Source organism: Luteibacter sp. dw_328, from assembly GCF_018449605.1.
Taxonomy (GTDB): domain Bacteria; phylum Pseudomonadota; class Gammaproteobacteria; order Xanthomonadales; family Rhodanobacteraceae; genus Luteibacter.
In genome coordinates, this window is the sequence record NZ_JAAVUW010000004.1 from 423642 (window position 1) to 439468 (window position 15827).

Here is a 15827-nt window from a genome sequence, read left to right on the forward strand (position 1 = left end):
TGCAGTGAGACTTCAAGACCATACCGATTTCACCACGCTGCATTGGGTCAAGGCGGAGCTCGACGACGCCCTGTCCAAGGCACGCCAGGCCCTCGAGTCGTATGTCGAGGATTCTCGCGACGCCTACGTCATGCACACCTGCGCCGCCGACCTGCATCAGGTCCACGGCACGCTGCGTATGGTCGAGCTCTATGGCGCCGCGATGGTTGTCGGCGAAATGGAGCAGTTGGTTGCCGCGCTCATCGACGACCGCGTCGCTCATCGTGATGACGCCTATGCCGCGCTGATGCGCGGCATGATGCAGATGCCCGACTATCTCGAGCGTTTGCAGAGCGGTCATCGCGACGTGCCGATCGTCCTGCTGCCCTTGCTCAACGATCTCCGCGAGAGCCGTGGCGAGCAGTCGCTGCACGAGTCCGCGCTGTTCACGCCCAACCTCGACACCATGCTGCCGATCGGTGCACCCGGTGCGAGCGACCCTGCCGTGGCTGAGGCGCATCGCGCCGAGCTGGCCGAGTTGCGCGTGCGTTTCCAGCAGCAATTGCTTGCCTGGTTTCGCGGGCAGGGTAACGAACGCCAGTTGCTCGGCATGCGGGCTACCCTCGATGCGATCGCCGCGCGTTGCTACACGATCGCCGGCCGTCGCCTTTGGTGGATTGCCGCCGGCGTCCTCGAAGGTCTCGAGCGCGGCGTGTTGCGTGCCCACGAGAAGGACGTTCGCCAGCTGATCGGTCGTGTGGATCGTTCGATCCGCGAGCTGGTGGAAGGCGGTGAGGAAGTGCTCCTCACCGGCGAATCCGACGATCTCGCGCGCAAGCTTCTGTACTACGTCGCCCAGGCCAAGACCGGCAGCGACCGTATCGAAGAGCTGCGCCAGACCTATCGCCTGGATGGTCTGCTTCCGCGGGCCGCCGAGCTGGAACACGCCCGTGGCTCGATGTCCGGGCACAACCGCGCGCTGCTGGACACCGTGTCGGCCGCGATCAAGGAAGACCTGCTGCGGGTCAAGGAATCGCTCGATCTTTTCCTGCGTCGTCCCGATGGCGATCCCGCGCAGCTCGGCCCGCAGGCTGATGTGCTTGACCGCGTCGGTGACACGCTGGGCATGCTCGCCCTGGGCGTACCGCGTCGCGTCGTCGGCGAACAGCGTCGGATCCTCGGCGAAATCGCCACGGGCCAGCGCTCGCCGGACGAAGAGTCGCTGCTCGACGTCGCGGGCGCACTGCTATACGTCGAAGCCTCGCTGGACGACCACATCGAACGTCTTGGTGCGGAAGGCGAGGGCGAAACACAGGTTTCCGACTCGGGCCCGTCGCCGCTGCCGCGTAGCGAGGCACGCCACATCCTTTCCACGCTGATGCGCGAAGCCACGGCCAACACCTCCAAGGTGAAGGACGCGATCGTCGCTTTCGTGGAATCCTCGTGGGACCACGCTCAGCTCGATGGCACGCCCGAACTCATGGGCGAGATCGGCGGCGCCATGAACATGCTGGGCGCTCCGCGTCCGGCCGAGCTGGCCGATGGCATCGGCCTGTTCATTCACCGCGAGTTGCTCGGTGACCGGCGCGTGCCCAACAGCGCGCAGATGGATCGCCTTGCCGATGCGCTGGCCGCGCTCGAGTATTACCTTGAGGCGGCACGTGAACATCGCGGCGGCCTCGAGCACATTCTCGACGTGACCCAGCAGAGCCTGGCCGAACTCGGCTACTGGCCGGTGCCGGTGGTGGAAGCCCCGACGCCCCTGGGCGAAGCTGCCCTGGAATCGATCGACACCACAGCCATCGAACATATTGCCGTGCCATCGACCAGCGTCGATGCGGGCGAGACGGTCTCGAGTTTCGCCGACACGTTCGACCTTCTCGACGAGCCGCCCACCCAGGCGGAGATCGAAGCGGCGCAGGCGCATGCCAGCGAAGCCGTGACGCACGACGTGGCAGCCGCCGCGACGGGCGAGGAAGACTGGGTCGAGATCGAAGAGGAAGTCGAGCAGGAAGTCGGTGGCAGCGGCAATGCCGAGTTCGCCGGGTTCCAGATCACGGTGGATGGCATCGACGACGAGATCCGCGAGATCTTCCTCGAGGAAACCGAAGAAGAGATCGGCAACCTGCTCGCCGCGCAGGAGGCCTGGCTCAGGGATCCGGAGCGGATCGAGGCACTGGTGCCGATCCGTCGTTCGTTCCACACACTGAAGGGTTCCGGTCGCCTGGTCGGCGCCCGCCTGCTGGGCGAATTCGCCTGGAAGGTCGAGAACATGCTCAATCGCGTGCTCGATCACACGATCACGCCGCACGACGGTGTGCAGGCGCTCATCCGTCATGCGGTCGACGCACTGCCTCAGCTCAAGTCCGCACTGGAAGGCGAGTCCACGCCGGGTGCACCGATCGCCGCCATCATGGAGACGGCCGATCGCCTGTCGATGGGCGACAGCGCCTTCGTCGAAGACATCGCCAAGAGCTCGGTCCACACGGTTCGCACCAAGGTCAAGCGTCGCGTACCGCGCGACACGATCGCAGCCGTGCCGACGGCGGCTTTCGCCGGTTACGGCCACACGCCGTCGGAGCCCGTCGAAGCGACACCGATGGATCCGCCGTACGTGGCTCCGCCGCTGCCGCCGGTCGACGCGGTGCTGCTGGATATCCTGCGTACCGAGGTGGCCCAGTACCTGCACGTGATCCGCGCCAACCTCGCGCTGGCCGGTGACGGCGAGCTGCCGGTGGACGACGGCCTGCTACGCGCCGTGCATACGCTGCACGGTGCCATCGGCATGGTCGACATCCCCGTGCTCATCCAGGTGCTCGCGCCGCTCGAAGGGCTGATCAAGCGCGTCCGTGCCAGCGGTGTGCCGCTGCGTCCGGCGGGCGTCGATGCCCTCACCGACGCGGCTGACCTCGTCGACCATGTCATGGAGCAGTTCGACGCGCCGGATCCGCGCGTGCCCGATGTGTCTGCGCTCGCTGCGCAGATCGTCGCGTTGCGTGACGAACAGCCGGAAGCAACCGTCGCTCACATCCTGTACGAGCCGGATCCGCAGCCGCTGGACGATGAAGCAACGACGTACGCGCCGGTCGCGCACGACGAGACACCGGTGACCTTCGAGGATATCCAGGCTGTCGACGCGTTCGAGGTGGTCGAAGAGCCTGAGATCGTCGACGACATTCGCGTCCATCACGAGCTTCCTTCGTTCGAAGAAACGCCGGTCACGATCGATAGTCCCCTCGACGCCAACGACTCCTTTGACGACATCACGTTCGATGAGGCTGAGCTGGAGGCACTGCTGCGCGACACCTCGCCGTCTGCCGGGCATTTGCCGGTAGCCGAAGAGCCCGTCGCCGAGGACGTTCCGGTGGCTCAGGTCTCGCTCGAGGCTGAGCTCGAAGCCATGCTGGCCGGTGAGCTGGCCGCTCGTGAATCGGCCGCGGCCGAGCACGCGCAGCATCATGTCGTCAGCGACACTTCCAGCAACGAGACCGAAGAGGCGGAAACCCTCCCGGGCATCGAACTCGATCCGATCGAAACGTCCGACGCGACGGCCGACCTCACCGCCGAGCTGCTCGCTTCGTTCGAAGGCTTCCAGATCGACAAGCCCGAAGGCGACGTCAAGCCGATCCTCAAGTACGACGCGGAAGAAGATGCCGCGTGGCGTTCGCTTATCGGCGGTCTTGCCGATGATGCGGCCAGCCCCGAGCAAGACGACGTCGAAGAGGTCATCGACGAGACGGCGTCGGAGGAAGAAGGCTTCCTCGCCGACGAAGCGTTCGCGCTGGATGCGACGCCTGAGGAACCGATTTCCGCCGAACACACCGAGCTCACCGAGCTGGCCGATATCGACGAGACCGTGGATCCCACGGCCGACGTTGTCGAACCCTCGGTCGAACCGTCGGATGAGCTATCGAGCGAGCCGGTGGTCATCGAAGACCAGTCGCACGAGCCCGTCGCCGCACCCGTTCACACGCCGGTCGAGGAGCCCGTCGTGGCCATGGTGCCGGAGCTCTCGCCGTACGCGGATATCGATCCCGATCTCCTCGAAGTCTTCGTCGAAGAAGGACGCGAGATCCTCGATCACGCGGATGGCGCCCTTGCCGCATGGCGTATCGAGCCGCAGGTCGCGGAGCACGTAACCGCCCTGCAGCGAGACCTGCACACCCTCAAGGGCAGCGCGCGCATGGCCGGGCTGGCTGTGGTGGGCGACCTTGCCCATGCCATGGAGGCCCTGCTCGACGCGGTGGCCGGTGGCCAGCGCGACAGCGATCGTGCGTCCATCGAAGCGACCGAAGTAGGCTTCGATCGCCTGCACGGCATGATCCAGAGCATTGCACTGGGTCGAGCCATTGCGCTCAACGACGCCGATATCGAGCCGTTCGCACGCCTCGCCGGTGCACCGATCGCGCCGGATACGCTTACCGCCGAAAGCTACCGCGAAGAGCGCGAAGCCGCGATCATCACGCCCGAGCCTGCACCGATCCCCGGCTTCGAACCCCTGGCCGAGGTCGACGCGATTCCCGTCCTCGAGCGCGATCTGCCGGAGCTGCTGCCGGAGTTCGAGGAGGAAGAGCTTCAGCGTTCGTCGCAGGAACAGATTCGCGTCCGCGCGGACATGCTCGATACGCTGGTGAACCATGCCGGTGAGGTGTCGATCTACCGCTCGCGCCTGGAACAGCAGACGGCCAGCTTCCGTTCGACGCTCACCGAGCACGAACAGACGGTCAGCCGCCTGCGCAGCCAGCTGCGCATGCTCGAAATCGAAACCGAAGCGCAGATCATCGCGCGCTACCACCAGGAGCACCGCGAAACGGGTGCGACGAACTTCGACCCGCTCGAGCTCGATCGCTTCTCGCAGCTGCAGCAGTACTCGCGTGCACTGGCCGAGTCGGTGTCCGACCTTGTGTCACTGCAGACGATCCTCGATGAGCTGACCCGTCAGTCCGAAAACCTCCTGCTCCAGCAGCAGCGAGTGAACGCGGAGCTGCAGGAAGGTCTCATGCAGACGCGCATGTTGCCGTTCGACGCAATGGTGCCCAACCTTCGCCGCACGCTGCGCCAGGCCGCCGGCGACGTCGGTAAGCGGGCCCAGCTGGTGGTGGAAGGCGCCAACGGCGAAATGGATCGCAACATGCTCGACCGCATCAAGGCGCCGTTCGAGCACATGCTGCGCAACGCGGTCGCCCACGGCATCGAGTCGCCGGACACCCGCGAGGCCTCCGGCAAGAACCCGGAAGGCACCGTGCGTATCCAGGTGTCGCGCGAAGCGACCGAAGTGGTCGTTCGCCTGTCCGACGACGGTGCCGGCATGGACCGCGACGCGATCCGCGCCAAGGCGATCGAACGTGGCCTGCTGCGTCCGGAAGCCCGTGTCTCCGACGACCAGATCTTCCAGCTCACCCAGGTTCCGGGTTTCTCCACGGCGGAGAAGGTCACCCAGGTGGCGGGGCGTGGCGTCGGCATGGACGTGGTCGCGAACGAGATCAAGCAGCTCGGTGGCACGTTGGGCATCGAATCGCAGAAGGGTGTCGGCACGACCTTCGTGATGCGCCTGCCGTTCACCCTCGCGGTGACCCAGGCCCTGATCGTTCGTATCGGCGAAACCAACTTCGCGATCCCGATGACGTCCGTACATGGTGTGGCGCGCGTTGCTCCCAACGAGCTCGCGCACCGCATGGCCGACGAGAATCCGAGCTTCGATTACCTCGGCGACGACTACACCATCCATGACCTGCCGCAGCTGCTCGGCGTGCATGTCATCGCCTCGCCCGAAGAAGGTGATGTCCCGCTGCTGCTCGCCCGTTCGGGCGACCTGCGTGCCGCGATCCGTGTCGATGCCGTGCTCGGCTCGCGCGAAATCGTGGTCAAGCCGGTCGGTCCGCAGGTCAGTTCGGTGCCGGGTATCCTCGGCGCGACGATCATGGGCGACGGTTCGGTGCTGATGATTCTCGACCTCGCGCCGATGGTGCGCCACGGTGTGGCACGCCGCGCGTTCGAAGCCGAGGCGGCGGTGCCGCATGCACCGCGCGTGCAGGACGAAGTCCGCGTGAAGCCCCTGGTCATGGTGGTCGACGATTCGATCACGATGCGCAAGGTCACCGGCCGCGTGCTGGAACGTCACGAGTTTGAAGTGATGACGGCGAAGGACGGCGTGGACGCCCTCGAGAAGCTCAACGAGCGCGTGCCCGACCTGATGCTGCTCGACATCGAGATGCCGCGCATGGACGGCTATGAACTGGCAACGCAGATGAAGGCGGATGAACGCCTGGCGGGTGTGCCGATCATCATGATCACCTCGCGCACCGGCGATAAGCATCGCCAGCGCGCGTTCGACATCGGTGTCGACCGCTACATCGGCAAGCCGTACCAGGAGAACGACCTCATCGTGCAGATCAATGATGTGCTCGGAGTGACCCATGGTTGATCGCGAGCCGTCGGTCGCCCTGCTGTTCGACGATGCGGCGCTTGCCGCCCACCTGCGCGACGCCCTCGTCGCGCACGGTGCGCGCATTGTCTACGAGTCGGACCTGCGCGCGTTCGCCCCGGCCGAGCTGGTCGGGTCGTCGGCTGACGTGGTCGTGGTCGATCTCGACGATCCCAGCGACAGCGACCTCGACCGTCTCTATGACACGGTCGAAGGGGGACACCCGCGCCTCGTTTTCAACGATGCCGATGCCAGCCGCAATCTGGAAGGCTGGGACCGCGCCCGCTGGGCCCGGCACCTTGCCGCCAAGCTGGTGGGTGCGAGCCCGATGGATCCGCCGCGCCCTGACGACGCGCGCGCCATCGAACCGCGCATCGATGCGATTGCGGGCGTGGCGGCTCCTGCCGAGGAGACGTTCGACGAACCCCTGGCTGGCGATCTCGCCATCACAGGCAGCCACGGTTATGCCGAGTCGCCGATGGCAACGGACGAAGATGTCGGCGTCGTTGCTCTTGCTGACGACGACACCCCCGTTGACAGTGCCGATGATCTGGCTGACTCCCTGGACTTCTCCGCGCCGCTGGCCGACGCGGCAGACGAGGAGGAGGGCAGCGATCCGATCAGGCTGGCAGCCGAACTGGAGGCGTTGCTCGCCGATAGCGACCCCGACTCGATCAACGGTTCCGACGGCCTGGAAGATGTTCCCTCGTCGCCGCTGGAACTGACCGAGCTGGCGTCGCTCGATCTCTCCGGTTTCGAGGTGGTGGACGATGCACCGCCTCCGGCTCCCGTTGTGGAGCGCGAGTTCGATGTCAGCCAGTTGAGTCTGACGGCGGAAGACGAGGGCACGCCCGCCGTTTCCGCGGGTAGCGAACATTCCCTCCAGATCGAATCGCGCGCCACGGAATACGTGCCGCCGCCGGCTCCGGAGTGGGATCTGGTGGACCACGATACGATCGTGATCGACGCGCCCGTGCACGGCAATGCGGCCGACTTTGGTATCGAGACGGTGAGCGCTGCCGAGTATCTCGCGCAGGACATCGTCGATGACGGCTCGCATGGACTCGAGGCTGGACTGTCGCTTGAACTCGTCTCGCTCGAGGAAGCCATCGCGCCACGCACGGACGGCGACTTCTCCCATGAGATGTTCCTCGAGGGCAGTGCGCGTGCCGTTCGCCGCGTCGTCGCTCTCGGCGGTTCGCGCGAAAGCGAAGCCGCCGTGGCCGCCTTCGTCGCCGCGTTGCCTAAGCGTATGCCTGCCGTGGTCCTGGTCGCTGTGCATCACGACGCGGATGCGGACGGCTTCGCTCAACGCCTTGGCCGCGCACGCGTGGCCAAGGATGGATCGCATACAGAGCACGGCGAGATTCTCGTGGTTTCGCGTGGCACGCACGTACAGATCCGTCGCGACGGTAGCGTCACGGTGCGCGAAGACGGCAGCGCCAGTTCCGCGTCCGGCCCGTCCATTGACGGGATCTTCAGCACGCTCGCCGGCGGTTTCGGTACCGATGCGCTGGCGATCGTTTTCGCTGGCCGCGGAAACGATGCCGTGGCCGGTTCGCAGGCCGTGTACGACGCCGGCGGCCGTGTCTGGGTCGAGACCGTCGTTGCCGAGGCCGATGCCGGGCATATGGTTGCCGGGATTCGCGAGGAACGCGTGGCCGGCTTTGCCGGCGACGTTCATGCCCTGGCGCAGAAACTGATCGAGGAATTTCCATGAGCGAGCCGTTACCGCGCGAAATCCGCTGCGTCCTGATTCCCAGCGGCGGCGTACGCCTCCTGTTGCCGAACGCCTCAGTGGCCGAAGTGATCACGTTGGCGGGTGTCGAGGCAGTGGCCGACGCACCGGTGTGGCTGGTCGGTCGTATTACGTGGCGCGGTTGGCGCGTTCCACTGGTGCGCTTCGACCATGTCGCCGCGCTTGCGGAAGAGGGCAGCGCGCAGGCGCCGCGTGTGGCGGTCCTGAAGGGCGTGAGCAATTATCCCGACATGCCGTATCTCGCGGTCCTGACGCACGGCTTCCCCCGCCTGACCACGCTGAATGCGGAGCTCCTGCTGCCGACGCACGACGGCCACGAGCTGCCCTTTGGCGTTCGCGCCCGCGTCCTCGTCCGCGACGATACGGCCGTCATTCCGGATCTCGAAGCGCTGGAAGAAACCCTGGTGGGCATGTTCGCCGAGGCGTAATCGGGTTGCGTGTGGCGTTCGGGCACGCGCCGCGCGGGCCGTAGTAGCCGCTTCAGCGGCGAACCCTCAACACTGATTTCTCAAATGAGGCCTTGCGGTGATCCGGCGAGCGGTTAAACCGCCCAGGATCACGGCAGGGCCTCATTCGTTCGCCAGCCCCGGTTCGCCGATGAATCGGACGGGAGCATCAAAACCCGAGATTGCCTCTTGACGTGTAAATGAGAATCGTTATCATCAAAGCCGAACCCAGACCCTCGGAGCTGAGCCATGTTGATGAGATCGCTTCCCCTGACCGATAACAGCGGCCGTGACAAGGTCGTTGCGCTGCGTGCCGCCCCTGCGGTTGCCCGTCGTATCGAAAGCACGCGTCTGCTCGACGGCTCGCGGGAGCTCGTCATCGAGCACCAGGGCAATGAGTACCACCTGCGCCTCACGCGCAACGACAAGCTCATCCTTACCAAGTAAGGGCCCGCTTCAGTAGGGCCTTCTCCAATGGGGCCTTCTCTCATTGGGACCTTCTCCCCGACGCCAAGCCACGCGGGCCCTCCCGGGCCGCCCAGCCAGGCATCCCATTCCGGCAGTCACCCGGGAGACGCGCCATGTTCGGCTGGTTAGCTTCGTTCGGTATGCACTCGCGAGCCCGTTCCACCCCGACCACGCGCTGGTTGGCGATCACGCCACGTACGCTGGTCGAAGGCCTTGGCCAGCTTGGCGGTGTGCTGTATCTCGCACCGCGGTCGGCGGCCTGCCCCCTCCAGGACAACGCGGCGTATGGCTGCCTCGTCGAGTCCGCGGACCTCGCGCCACTTCTGACCACGCGTTACGTCGGCCTCACCTGTGCGATAACGGCGGAAGGTCCGCGTGAGTGGATCGACTGCGTGGGCGGCGAGGGTGAGGCCCTCGCGCGCATCTACCTCCTCCCGGACACGGACTACCTCGCCTGGGACGGCCTGTTCGTCGATGCGACGCCCGCCGATGCGCCGAACCGTGAACTGCCCGACCGCGAATGGCTACGTGCCTCGCGCGCTCGGGTCCTCTCCTTCACGCGTCGGCGCCTGGTCGGTTTTACCGTGCTGGGTGCGCGCGACGTGCTCATCTCCTCGCTCGGCCGTGGCGTGGCGCGAGACATCGCGGTCTCGGAGTCGGTGGGTATCACTGTCTAGCGGCGGGTCTGTCCGGGCGGTCTGTCCGACCGGCCCGGTGTCCGGACATTCTGTCCGCGGACACGACGCCGTCCCTGAAGGTCTCCTGTAACTATATGTTTTAAATGCAGGTAGTGGCTTGGCACGCCGCTTGCTGTCTATCCCTCAAGAGAATCCAGGGAAGCCAGCATGATCCGCGATACCTCCGCCACGGACCGCCTCGTCGAAGTCGGTTCCAACCGTAACCGCAAGCTGATGTACATCGGCGCCGGCATTGCCGTGGTCGCTGCACTCGCGTTCGCGGCCCCCCATATCGCCACGATGTTTTCCGCCGACAGCTCGGTGAGTGCCTCGCGCCTGAGCTTCGCCACGGTAACGCGGGGTCCTTTCGTCCGCGACATCGCCGCCGAAGGCAAGGTCGTCGCCGCGGTCAGCCCGACGCTGTACGCCACCTCCGCCGGTGCGGTGGTGTTGACCGTGCACCCGGGCGACGTGGTGAAGAAGGACCAGGTACTCGCCACCATCACCAGTCCGGACCTCGCCGCCAAGCTGGCCCAGGAACGCTCTGCCGCCGACGCTGCAAAAGTGGAATTCCTTCGTGCGCAGATTGACGCGACGAAGAAACGCTCGGAACTGCAGAAGGCCTACGACAACGCGATCATCGACCAGACCGCAGGCCAGCGCGATCTCAAGCGTTACGAAGGCGCCTTTGCCAAGGGTGCGGTACCCGTCGCGGATGTCGACAGATCCAAGTCCGCGCTCGAGAAGGCCGACGTCACGGTGAAGCATGCCCAGTCCGATCTCACCACGGACAACGGCAGCCTGACCTTCGACATCCAGGCGAAGAAGCTCGCCTACGACCGCCAGGTGCTGCTCGTGCAGGACCTCGAACGCCAGGTGGAAGAACTCAACGTGAAGTCGCCGGTGGACGGCCAGGTGGGCCAGGCGTTCATCGCCGAACGCGCTACCGTTGCTAAAGACGCGCAGTTGCTCAGCGTGATCGATCTTTCCGCCCTCCAGGTGGAGATGAAAGTCCCCGAGAGCTTTGCGCGCGACCTCGCCATCGGCATGCCGGGTGAGATCAGCGGTAACGGCAAGGTATGGAACGGCAAGGTCAGTGCGATCTCGCCGGAAGTGGTCAATGGCGAAGTGGCTGCACGCCTTCGGTTCGACGGTGCCACGCCCAGCCAGCTGCGCCAGAGCCAGCGTCTTTCGGTACGTGTGCTCCTCGACAAGCGCGACAACGTGCTCACCGTGCAGCGCGGCTCCTTCGTCGACGAAAGCGCTGGCCGCTACGCCTATGTCGTTGCTGACGGCATGGCCGATCGCCGGGACATCCGTGTCGGTGCGAGCAGCATCGACAAGGTCGAAATCCTGAGCGGCCTGAAAGAGGGCGACAAGATCGTCATCTCCGGTGCCGACACCTTCGGCGACGCCAAACACATCGCCATCAGCCGCTGAACCAACACCATTCCCTTACCAACGAAGGAACCGCCATGCTCAAGATGACCCATCTCGCCAAGGTCTACCGCACGGAAGTCGTCGAGACCTACGCCCTGCGCGACTTCAACATCGACGTGAAGGAAGGCGAGTTCGTCGCCGTCACCGGACCTTCCGGTTCGGGCAAGACCACGTTCCTCACGATTGCTGGCCTGCTCGAAACCTTCACCGGCGGTCAGTACCACCTGGACGGTGTCGAAGTCAGCCAGCTCGACGACAACGCCCGCTCGCGCATTCGCAACGAGAAAATCGGCTTCATCTTCCAGGCCTTCAACCTGATTCCCGACCTCAACGTGTTCGATAACGTGGAAGTGCCGTTGCGCTATCGCGGCATGAAAGCCGCCGAGCGCAAGCAGCGCATCATGGATGCGTTGGAGCGCGTAGGCCTGGCCTCGCGTGCCAAGCACTACCCGGCGGAACTCTCCGGCGGCCAGCAGCAGCGTGTCGCCATCGCCCGCGCACTTGCCGGTTCGCCGCGTCTGCTTCTCGCGGATGAGCCGACCGGTAACCTCGACACGCAGATGGCCCGCGGCGTCATGGAACTGCTCGAAGAGATTCATCGCGAAGGCGCCACCATTGTCATGGTGACCCATGACCCCGAACTCGCCGCACGTGCGCAGCGCAACGTGCACGTGATCGATGGCCAGGTAGTGGACCTTTCCGAAGAGCCGCGCTTCCACGCGCAGCCCAACGTCGCCCACTCCTGATCCGTCCGCCCAACATCCCGGGGACACCCATGTTCAGTTACTACCTCCAGCTCGGCCTGCGCAGCCTGCGCCGCAACCCGGTCCTCACCGGGTTGATGGTGATGGCCATCGGTTTCGGCGTCGCCGCGTCGATGACGACGTACTCGGTGTTTCGCGCCACGTCACGCGATCCTATACCGCAGAAGTCGAGCCAGCTGTACATGACCCAGCTGGACAACTGGGGCCCCGACAAGCTCGAGAAGGGCGAGCCGCCTGCGGCGTTGAGCTACAAGGACGCCACCGCTTTGCTCAACGCACACAAGGCAAAACGCCAGGCGATTACCTATCCGGTGGGCGTCTCGGTGATTCCCGAGGATCCCTCGAGGCTCCCCGTTCGCGAAGGCGCGTATGCGACGGGCTCGGACTTTTTCCCGATGTTCGACGTACCGTTCATCCAGGGCAATGGCTGGACCCGGGAAGACGACGACAAGCACGCCAGCGTTGCCGTGATCAGCAAGTCGCTCAACGACAAGCTTTTCAACGGTGGCCAGAGCGTGGGCAAGCAGGTGAACCTGGATGGTCGCCTCTTTCGCATCACCGGTGTCATTCAGGACTGGGCACCGCAGCCGCTGTTCTTCGACGTGCCCAATACGGGTGGCTTCGACGAAGGCGCCTCGGTCTACGTGCCATTCAACCGCGCGATCGATCTCAAGATGCCCAACGACGGCAACAACAACTGCGTCGAGGAGCCCGGCGAGGGCTGGGACAATTACCTCCGCTCGGAGTGCATCTGGCTTTCGCTGTGGAGCGAACTGCCTGCCAAGGCCGACGCGGATGCGTACCGCCAGTACGTGACCGGCTATGCCGCCGCACAGCAGGCAGCGGGTCGATTCCGCTGGGCGCCGAACGTCAAGGTGCGCGACGTCATGACATGGCTTGACGTGCAACGGGTGATCCCGCCCGAATCCGAAGTCTCGCTGATCGTCTCGCTGGGCTTCCTCGTCATTTGCCTGGTCAATACCGTCGGCCTGCTGCTGGCGAAGTTCATGCGCCGTGCGCCGGAAATCGGAGTTCGTCGTGCACTGGGCGCTTCACGGCGGGATATTTACGCACAGTTCCTGATCGAGGCCGGCACGATAGGCGTCGCAGGTGGCGTGCTCGGCCTGCTGCTCACGGGCCTGGGCATTCTTGGGGTAGGGCTCGTGTTCCCGGAGCAGATTGCGCGCCTCGCGACCATCGACCCGGTACTCATCCTGCTCACCCTTGTGGTGTCCATCGTCGCCTCGTTGATCGCCGCCTTCTATCCCACGTGGCGCGCCGCGCAGGTCCAGCCGGCCTGGCAGCTGAAATCCAACTGAGTACATGATCATGCAGATCCAGCCCATTCTTTCCGCGTTGCGCCGGCACAAGGCAGGCACGATCCTCATCGCGCTGCAGATCGCGCTCACCCTGGCCATTGTCTGCAATGCGCTTTTTATCGTCCATGAGCGCATCGATCGCATCAACCGCACGACCGGCATGGACGAGACAAACGTGGTCGCCATCCAGAACCGTTACGTGGGGTCGCCCGAGAACTTCGTGCCCCTCATGAAATCCGATGTCCAGACGCTTCGGTCGCTACCCGGTGTCGAGGATGCCTACGTGACCAACGCGTTCCCCCTGCGCCAGGGTGGCTGGTCGACAGGTGCGCAGACGGATCCGGATTCGAAGAAGGAAGGTGTGCATACAGCGCTGTATTTCGGCGACGAGCACACGTTGAAGACACTGGGCGTGCGGCTGATCGCCGGCCGTAATTTCAGTCCGAGCGAAGTGGTGACGGTGCAGCCGCAGCAGTCGCCCGGTGCCCCCCAGGTCATCATTACCAAGGTGCTCGCGGACAAGATCTTTCCCGATGGCAACGCGCTCGGCAAGGTGATCTACCTTGCCAAGGGCAAGCCGTCGACGATCATCGGCATTGTGGAGAAGCTGACCGTCCCCTGGATCGAATGGGACACGATGGACAACGTCACCATCATGCCGGTTTTGTTCAACAGCGGTTACCAGCACTTCCTGATCCGTACGAAGCCGGGCCAGCAGGATGCCGTATTCAAGGACGCGCCCAAGGCCTTGTATGCGGCCAATCGCATGCGGGTGCTCCCTGAGAAGTACGGGGTGCGCACATTCGAGATGGTGCGTGCACGTGCCTATCAGGCCGATCGCGGCATGGCGATCCTGATGAGTGTCGTTTGCGGCGTACTCCTGGCGATCACGGCGGCGGGCATCGTCGGTTTGTCGAGCTTCTGGGTCGGTCAGCGTCGCAAGCAGATCGGCGTGCGCCGTGCACTCGGTGCGCGTCGCAGCGACATCCTCAGCTACTTCATGACCGAGAACTTCCTGATCGCGCTGGTTGGCGTCATCGTGGGTGTGATTCTCGCGGTCGGCCTGAGCCAGTGGATGTTCACGCACTTCGAGATGAAACGTCTCTCGCTCACGTATGTCGGCATCGGTGTGGTGGCCTTGCTCGCCCTCGGTCAGGCCGCGGTGTTCGCCCCGGCACTGCGTGCATCGCGGGTGTCGCCTGTCGAGGCGACGCGCAGCGTCTGACGATTCATCACGGAGAACGGAATGTTCGGTTACTACATGGAACTCGCGCTCCGCAGCCTCAAGCGGAGCCGGGCACTGACAGCGCTGATGATCCTCGCGATCGCCCTGGGGATCGGCGCGTGCATGACCACGCTCACGGTCTTGCACGTGCTGTCGGGCGATCCCCTTCCGGGGCGTAGTGCAACGGTTTTTTACCCGCAGCTCGATCCGCGCGACATGACCGATTACGAGCCGGGCACCGATTTGCCGGATCAGATCACCTGGGTCGATGGCATGAACCTCCTGCGCTCCCATCGCGCCGATCGCCAGGCGTTGATGGTGGGCGGGCAGGTGGCGACGCAGACCACCGACGAGCACACGGATCCTTTCTTCACCCAGGCGCGCTATACGACGGCCGACTTCTTTCCGATGTTCGATACGCCGTTCCGTTATGGCCAGGGTTGGAGCTCGGCCGAGGACGATGCGCGTTCGCGCGTGGCGGTCATCAGCAGCGAACTCAACGACAGGCTGTTCAACGGGCAGGACAGCACGGGGCGCACGGTGCGCGCCGATGGTAATGACCTGCGGGTGATCGGCGTGCTCAAGCACTGGCGCCCCGTGCCGCATTTCTTCGACCTGAACATGGGTAACTACAGCGGGTCGGAAGATATCTACGTGCCGCTCGGCACGGCGCGGGATCTTCATCTGGCACGCATGGGTGGTATCTCTTGCTGGGGCAAGGGGTCAGGTGAAGAGAGCAAGATGGAGACTGCCCAGTGCACCTGGCTGCAGTTCTGGGTGCAACTGGACAGCCCGGCCAAGGCGAGCGCGTATCTGGATTTCCTTACGCACTACGCACAGGAACAAAAGGCGGCTGGTCGCTTCGAGCGTCCGGCGAACGTAAGGATGCTCGACCTGATGGGCTGGATGAACGACCAGAAAGTGGTTCCTGGCGATGTGCGCCTGCAGGCCTGGCTGGCGTTGGGGTTCTTCGCTGTCTGTTTAATCAACACCATCGGGCTGATGCTGGCCAAGTTCATGCGACGGTCCGGCGAGCTGAGCGTGCGTCGCGCGTTGGGTGCCTCGCGTGGCAGCGTATTCATGCAGCTGCTGATGGAAGCCGGGATGGTCGGTGTCGTCGGCGGTCTGGCCGGGCTTTTCCTGGCCTGGTTCGGGCTGTGGCTCGTGCGGCTTCAGCCCGCCATGTACGCGCAGCTCGCTCACCTGGACGTGCCGATGCTTTGCCTGACCATCGCGTTGGCCATCGGGGCGACCCTGCTGGCTGGTGTCCTGCCCGCATGGCGTGCCTGCCACGTCGCTCCCGCGCTGCAACTGAAGAGCCAATGA

Annotated in this window: 10 protein-coding genes; all 10 read left to right on the forward strand. The window is 64.7% G+C overall.

What is annotated here, in order from left to right; translation table 11 throughout:
* Window positions 1–4: 4 nt before the first annotated feature.
* The 10 genes from HB634_RS12265 to HB634_RS12310 all read left to right on the forward strand — a co-directional run bounded on the left by HB634_RS12265 (window position 5) and on the right by HB634_RS12310 (window position 15827).
* Complete coding sequence (locus HB634_RS12265; RefSeq protein WP_213948754.1) at window positions 5–6403, forward strand: Hpt domain-containing protein; 6399 nt, start codon at window positions 5–7, stop codon at window positions 6401–6403.
* Window positions 6396–8123 carry a chemotaxis protein CheB gene (locus tag HB634_RS12270; RefSeq protein ID WP_213948755.1) on the forward strand — a complete coding sequence of 576 codons (1728 nt, stop codon included), beginning with the start codon at window positions 6396–6398 and terminating at the stop codon, window positions 8121–8123. Before HB634_RS12265 ends, HB634_RS12270 begins: the two co-directional genes overlap by 8 nt.
* Window positions 8120–8590, forward strand: a complete 471-nt coding sequence (locus HB634_RS12275) for a chemotaxis protein CheW (RefSeq protein WP_213948756.1) — start codon at window positions 8120–8122, stop codon at window positions 8588–8590. The genes HB634_RS12270 and HB634_RS12275 overlap by 4 nt, the downstream gene beginning before the upstream one ends.
* Window positions 8591–8857: 267 nt before the next feature.
* Window positions 8858–9055 carry a hemin uptake protein HemP gene (locus tag HB634_RS12280; RefSeq protein ID WP_213948757.1) on the forward strand — a complete coding sequence of 66 codons (198 nt, stop codon included), beginning with the start codon at window positions 8858–8860 and terminating at the stop codon, window positions 9053–9055.
* Window positions 9056–9189: 134 nt separating this feature from the next.
* Complete coding sequence (locus HB634_RS12285) at window positions 9190–9753, forward strand: hypothetical protein (RefSeq protein ID WP_213948758.1); 564 nt, start codon at window positions 9190–9192, stop codon at window positions 9751–9753.
* A gap of 168 nt (window positions 9754–9921) precedes the next feature.
* On the forward strand, window positions 9922–11193 hold the full coding sequence (locus HB634_RS12290) for an efflux RND transporter periplasmic adaptor subunit (protein WP_063571322.1): 1272 nt from the start codon (window positions 9922–9924) through the stop codon (window positions 11191–11193).
* A 35-nt stretch (window positions 11194–11228) separates the two neighbouring features.
* Window positions 11229–11939: an ABC transporter ATP-binding protein gene (locus HB634_RS12295; RefSeq protein WP_063571321.1), complete on the forward strand. Its 711-nt coding sequence runs from the start codon at window positions 11229–11231 to the stop codon at window positions 11937–11939.
* 29 nt (window positions 11940–11968) lie between these two features.
* Window positions 11969–13276: an ABC transporter permease gene (locus tag HB634_RS12300; RefSeq protein WP_213948759.1), complete on the forward strand. Its 1308-nt coding sequence runs from the start codon at window positions 11969–11971 to the stop codon at window positions 13274–13276.
* A 10-nt stretch (window positions 13277–13286) separates the two neighbouring features.
* Window positions 13287–14501, forward strand: a complete 1215-nt coding sequence (locus HB634_RS12305; protein ID WP_345777494.1) for an FtsX-like permease family protein — start codon at window positions 13287–13289, stop codon at window positions 14499–14501.
* Between the two features lie 21 nt (window positions 14502–14522).
* A complete protein-coding gene (locus HB634_RS12310) occupies window positions 14523–15827 on the forward strand; it encodes an ABC transporter permease (RefSeq protein ID WP_213948761.1) in 1305 nt (434 codons plus the stop codon).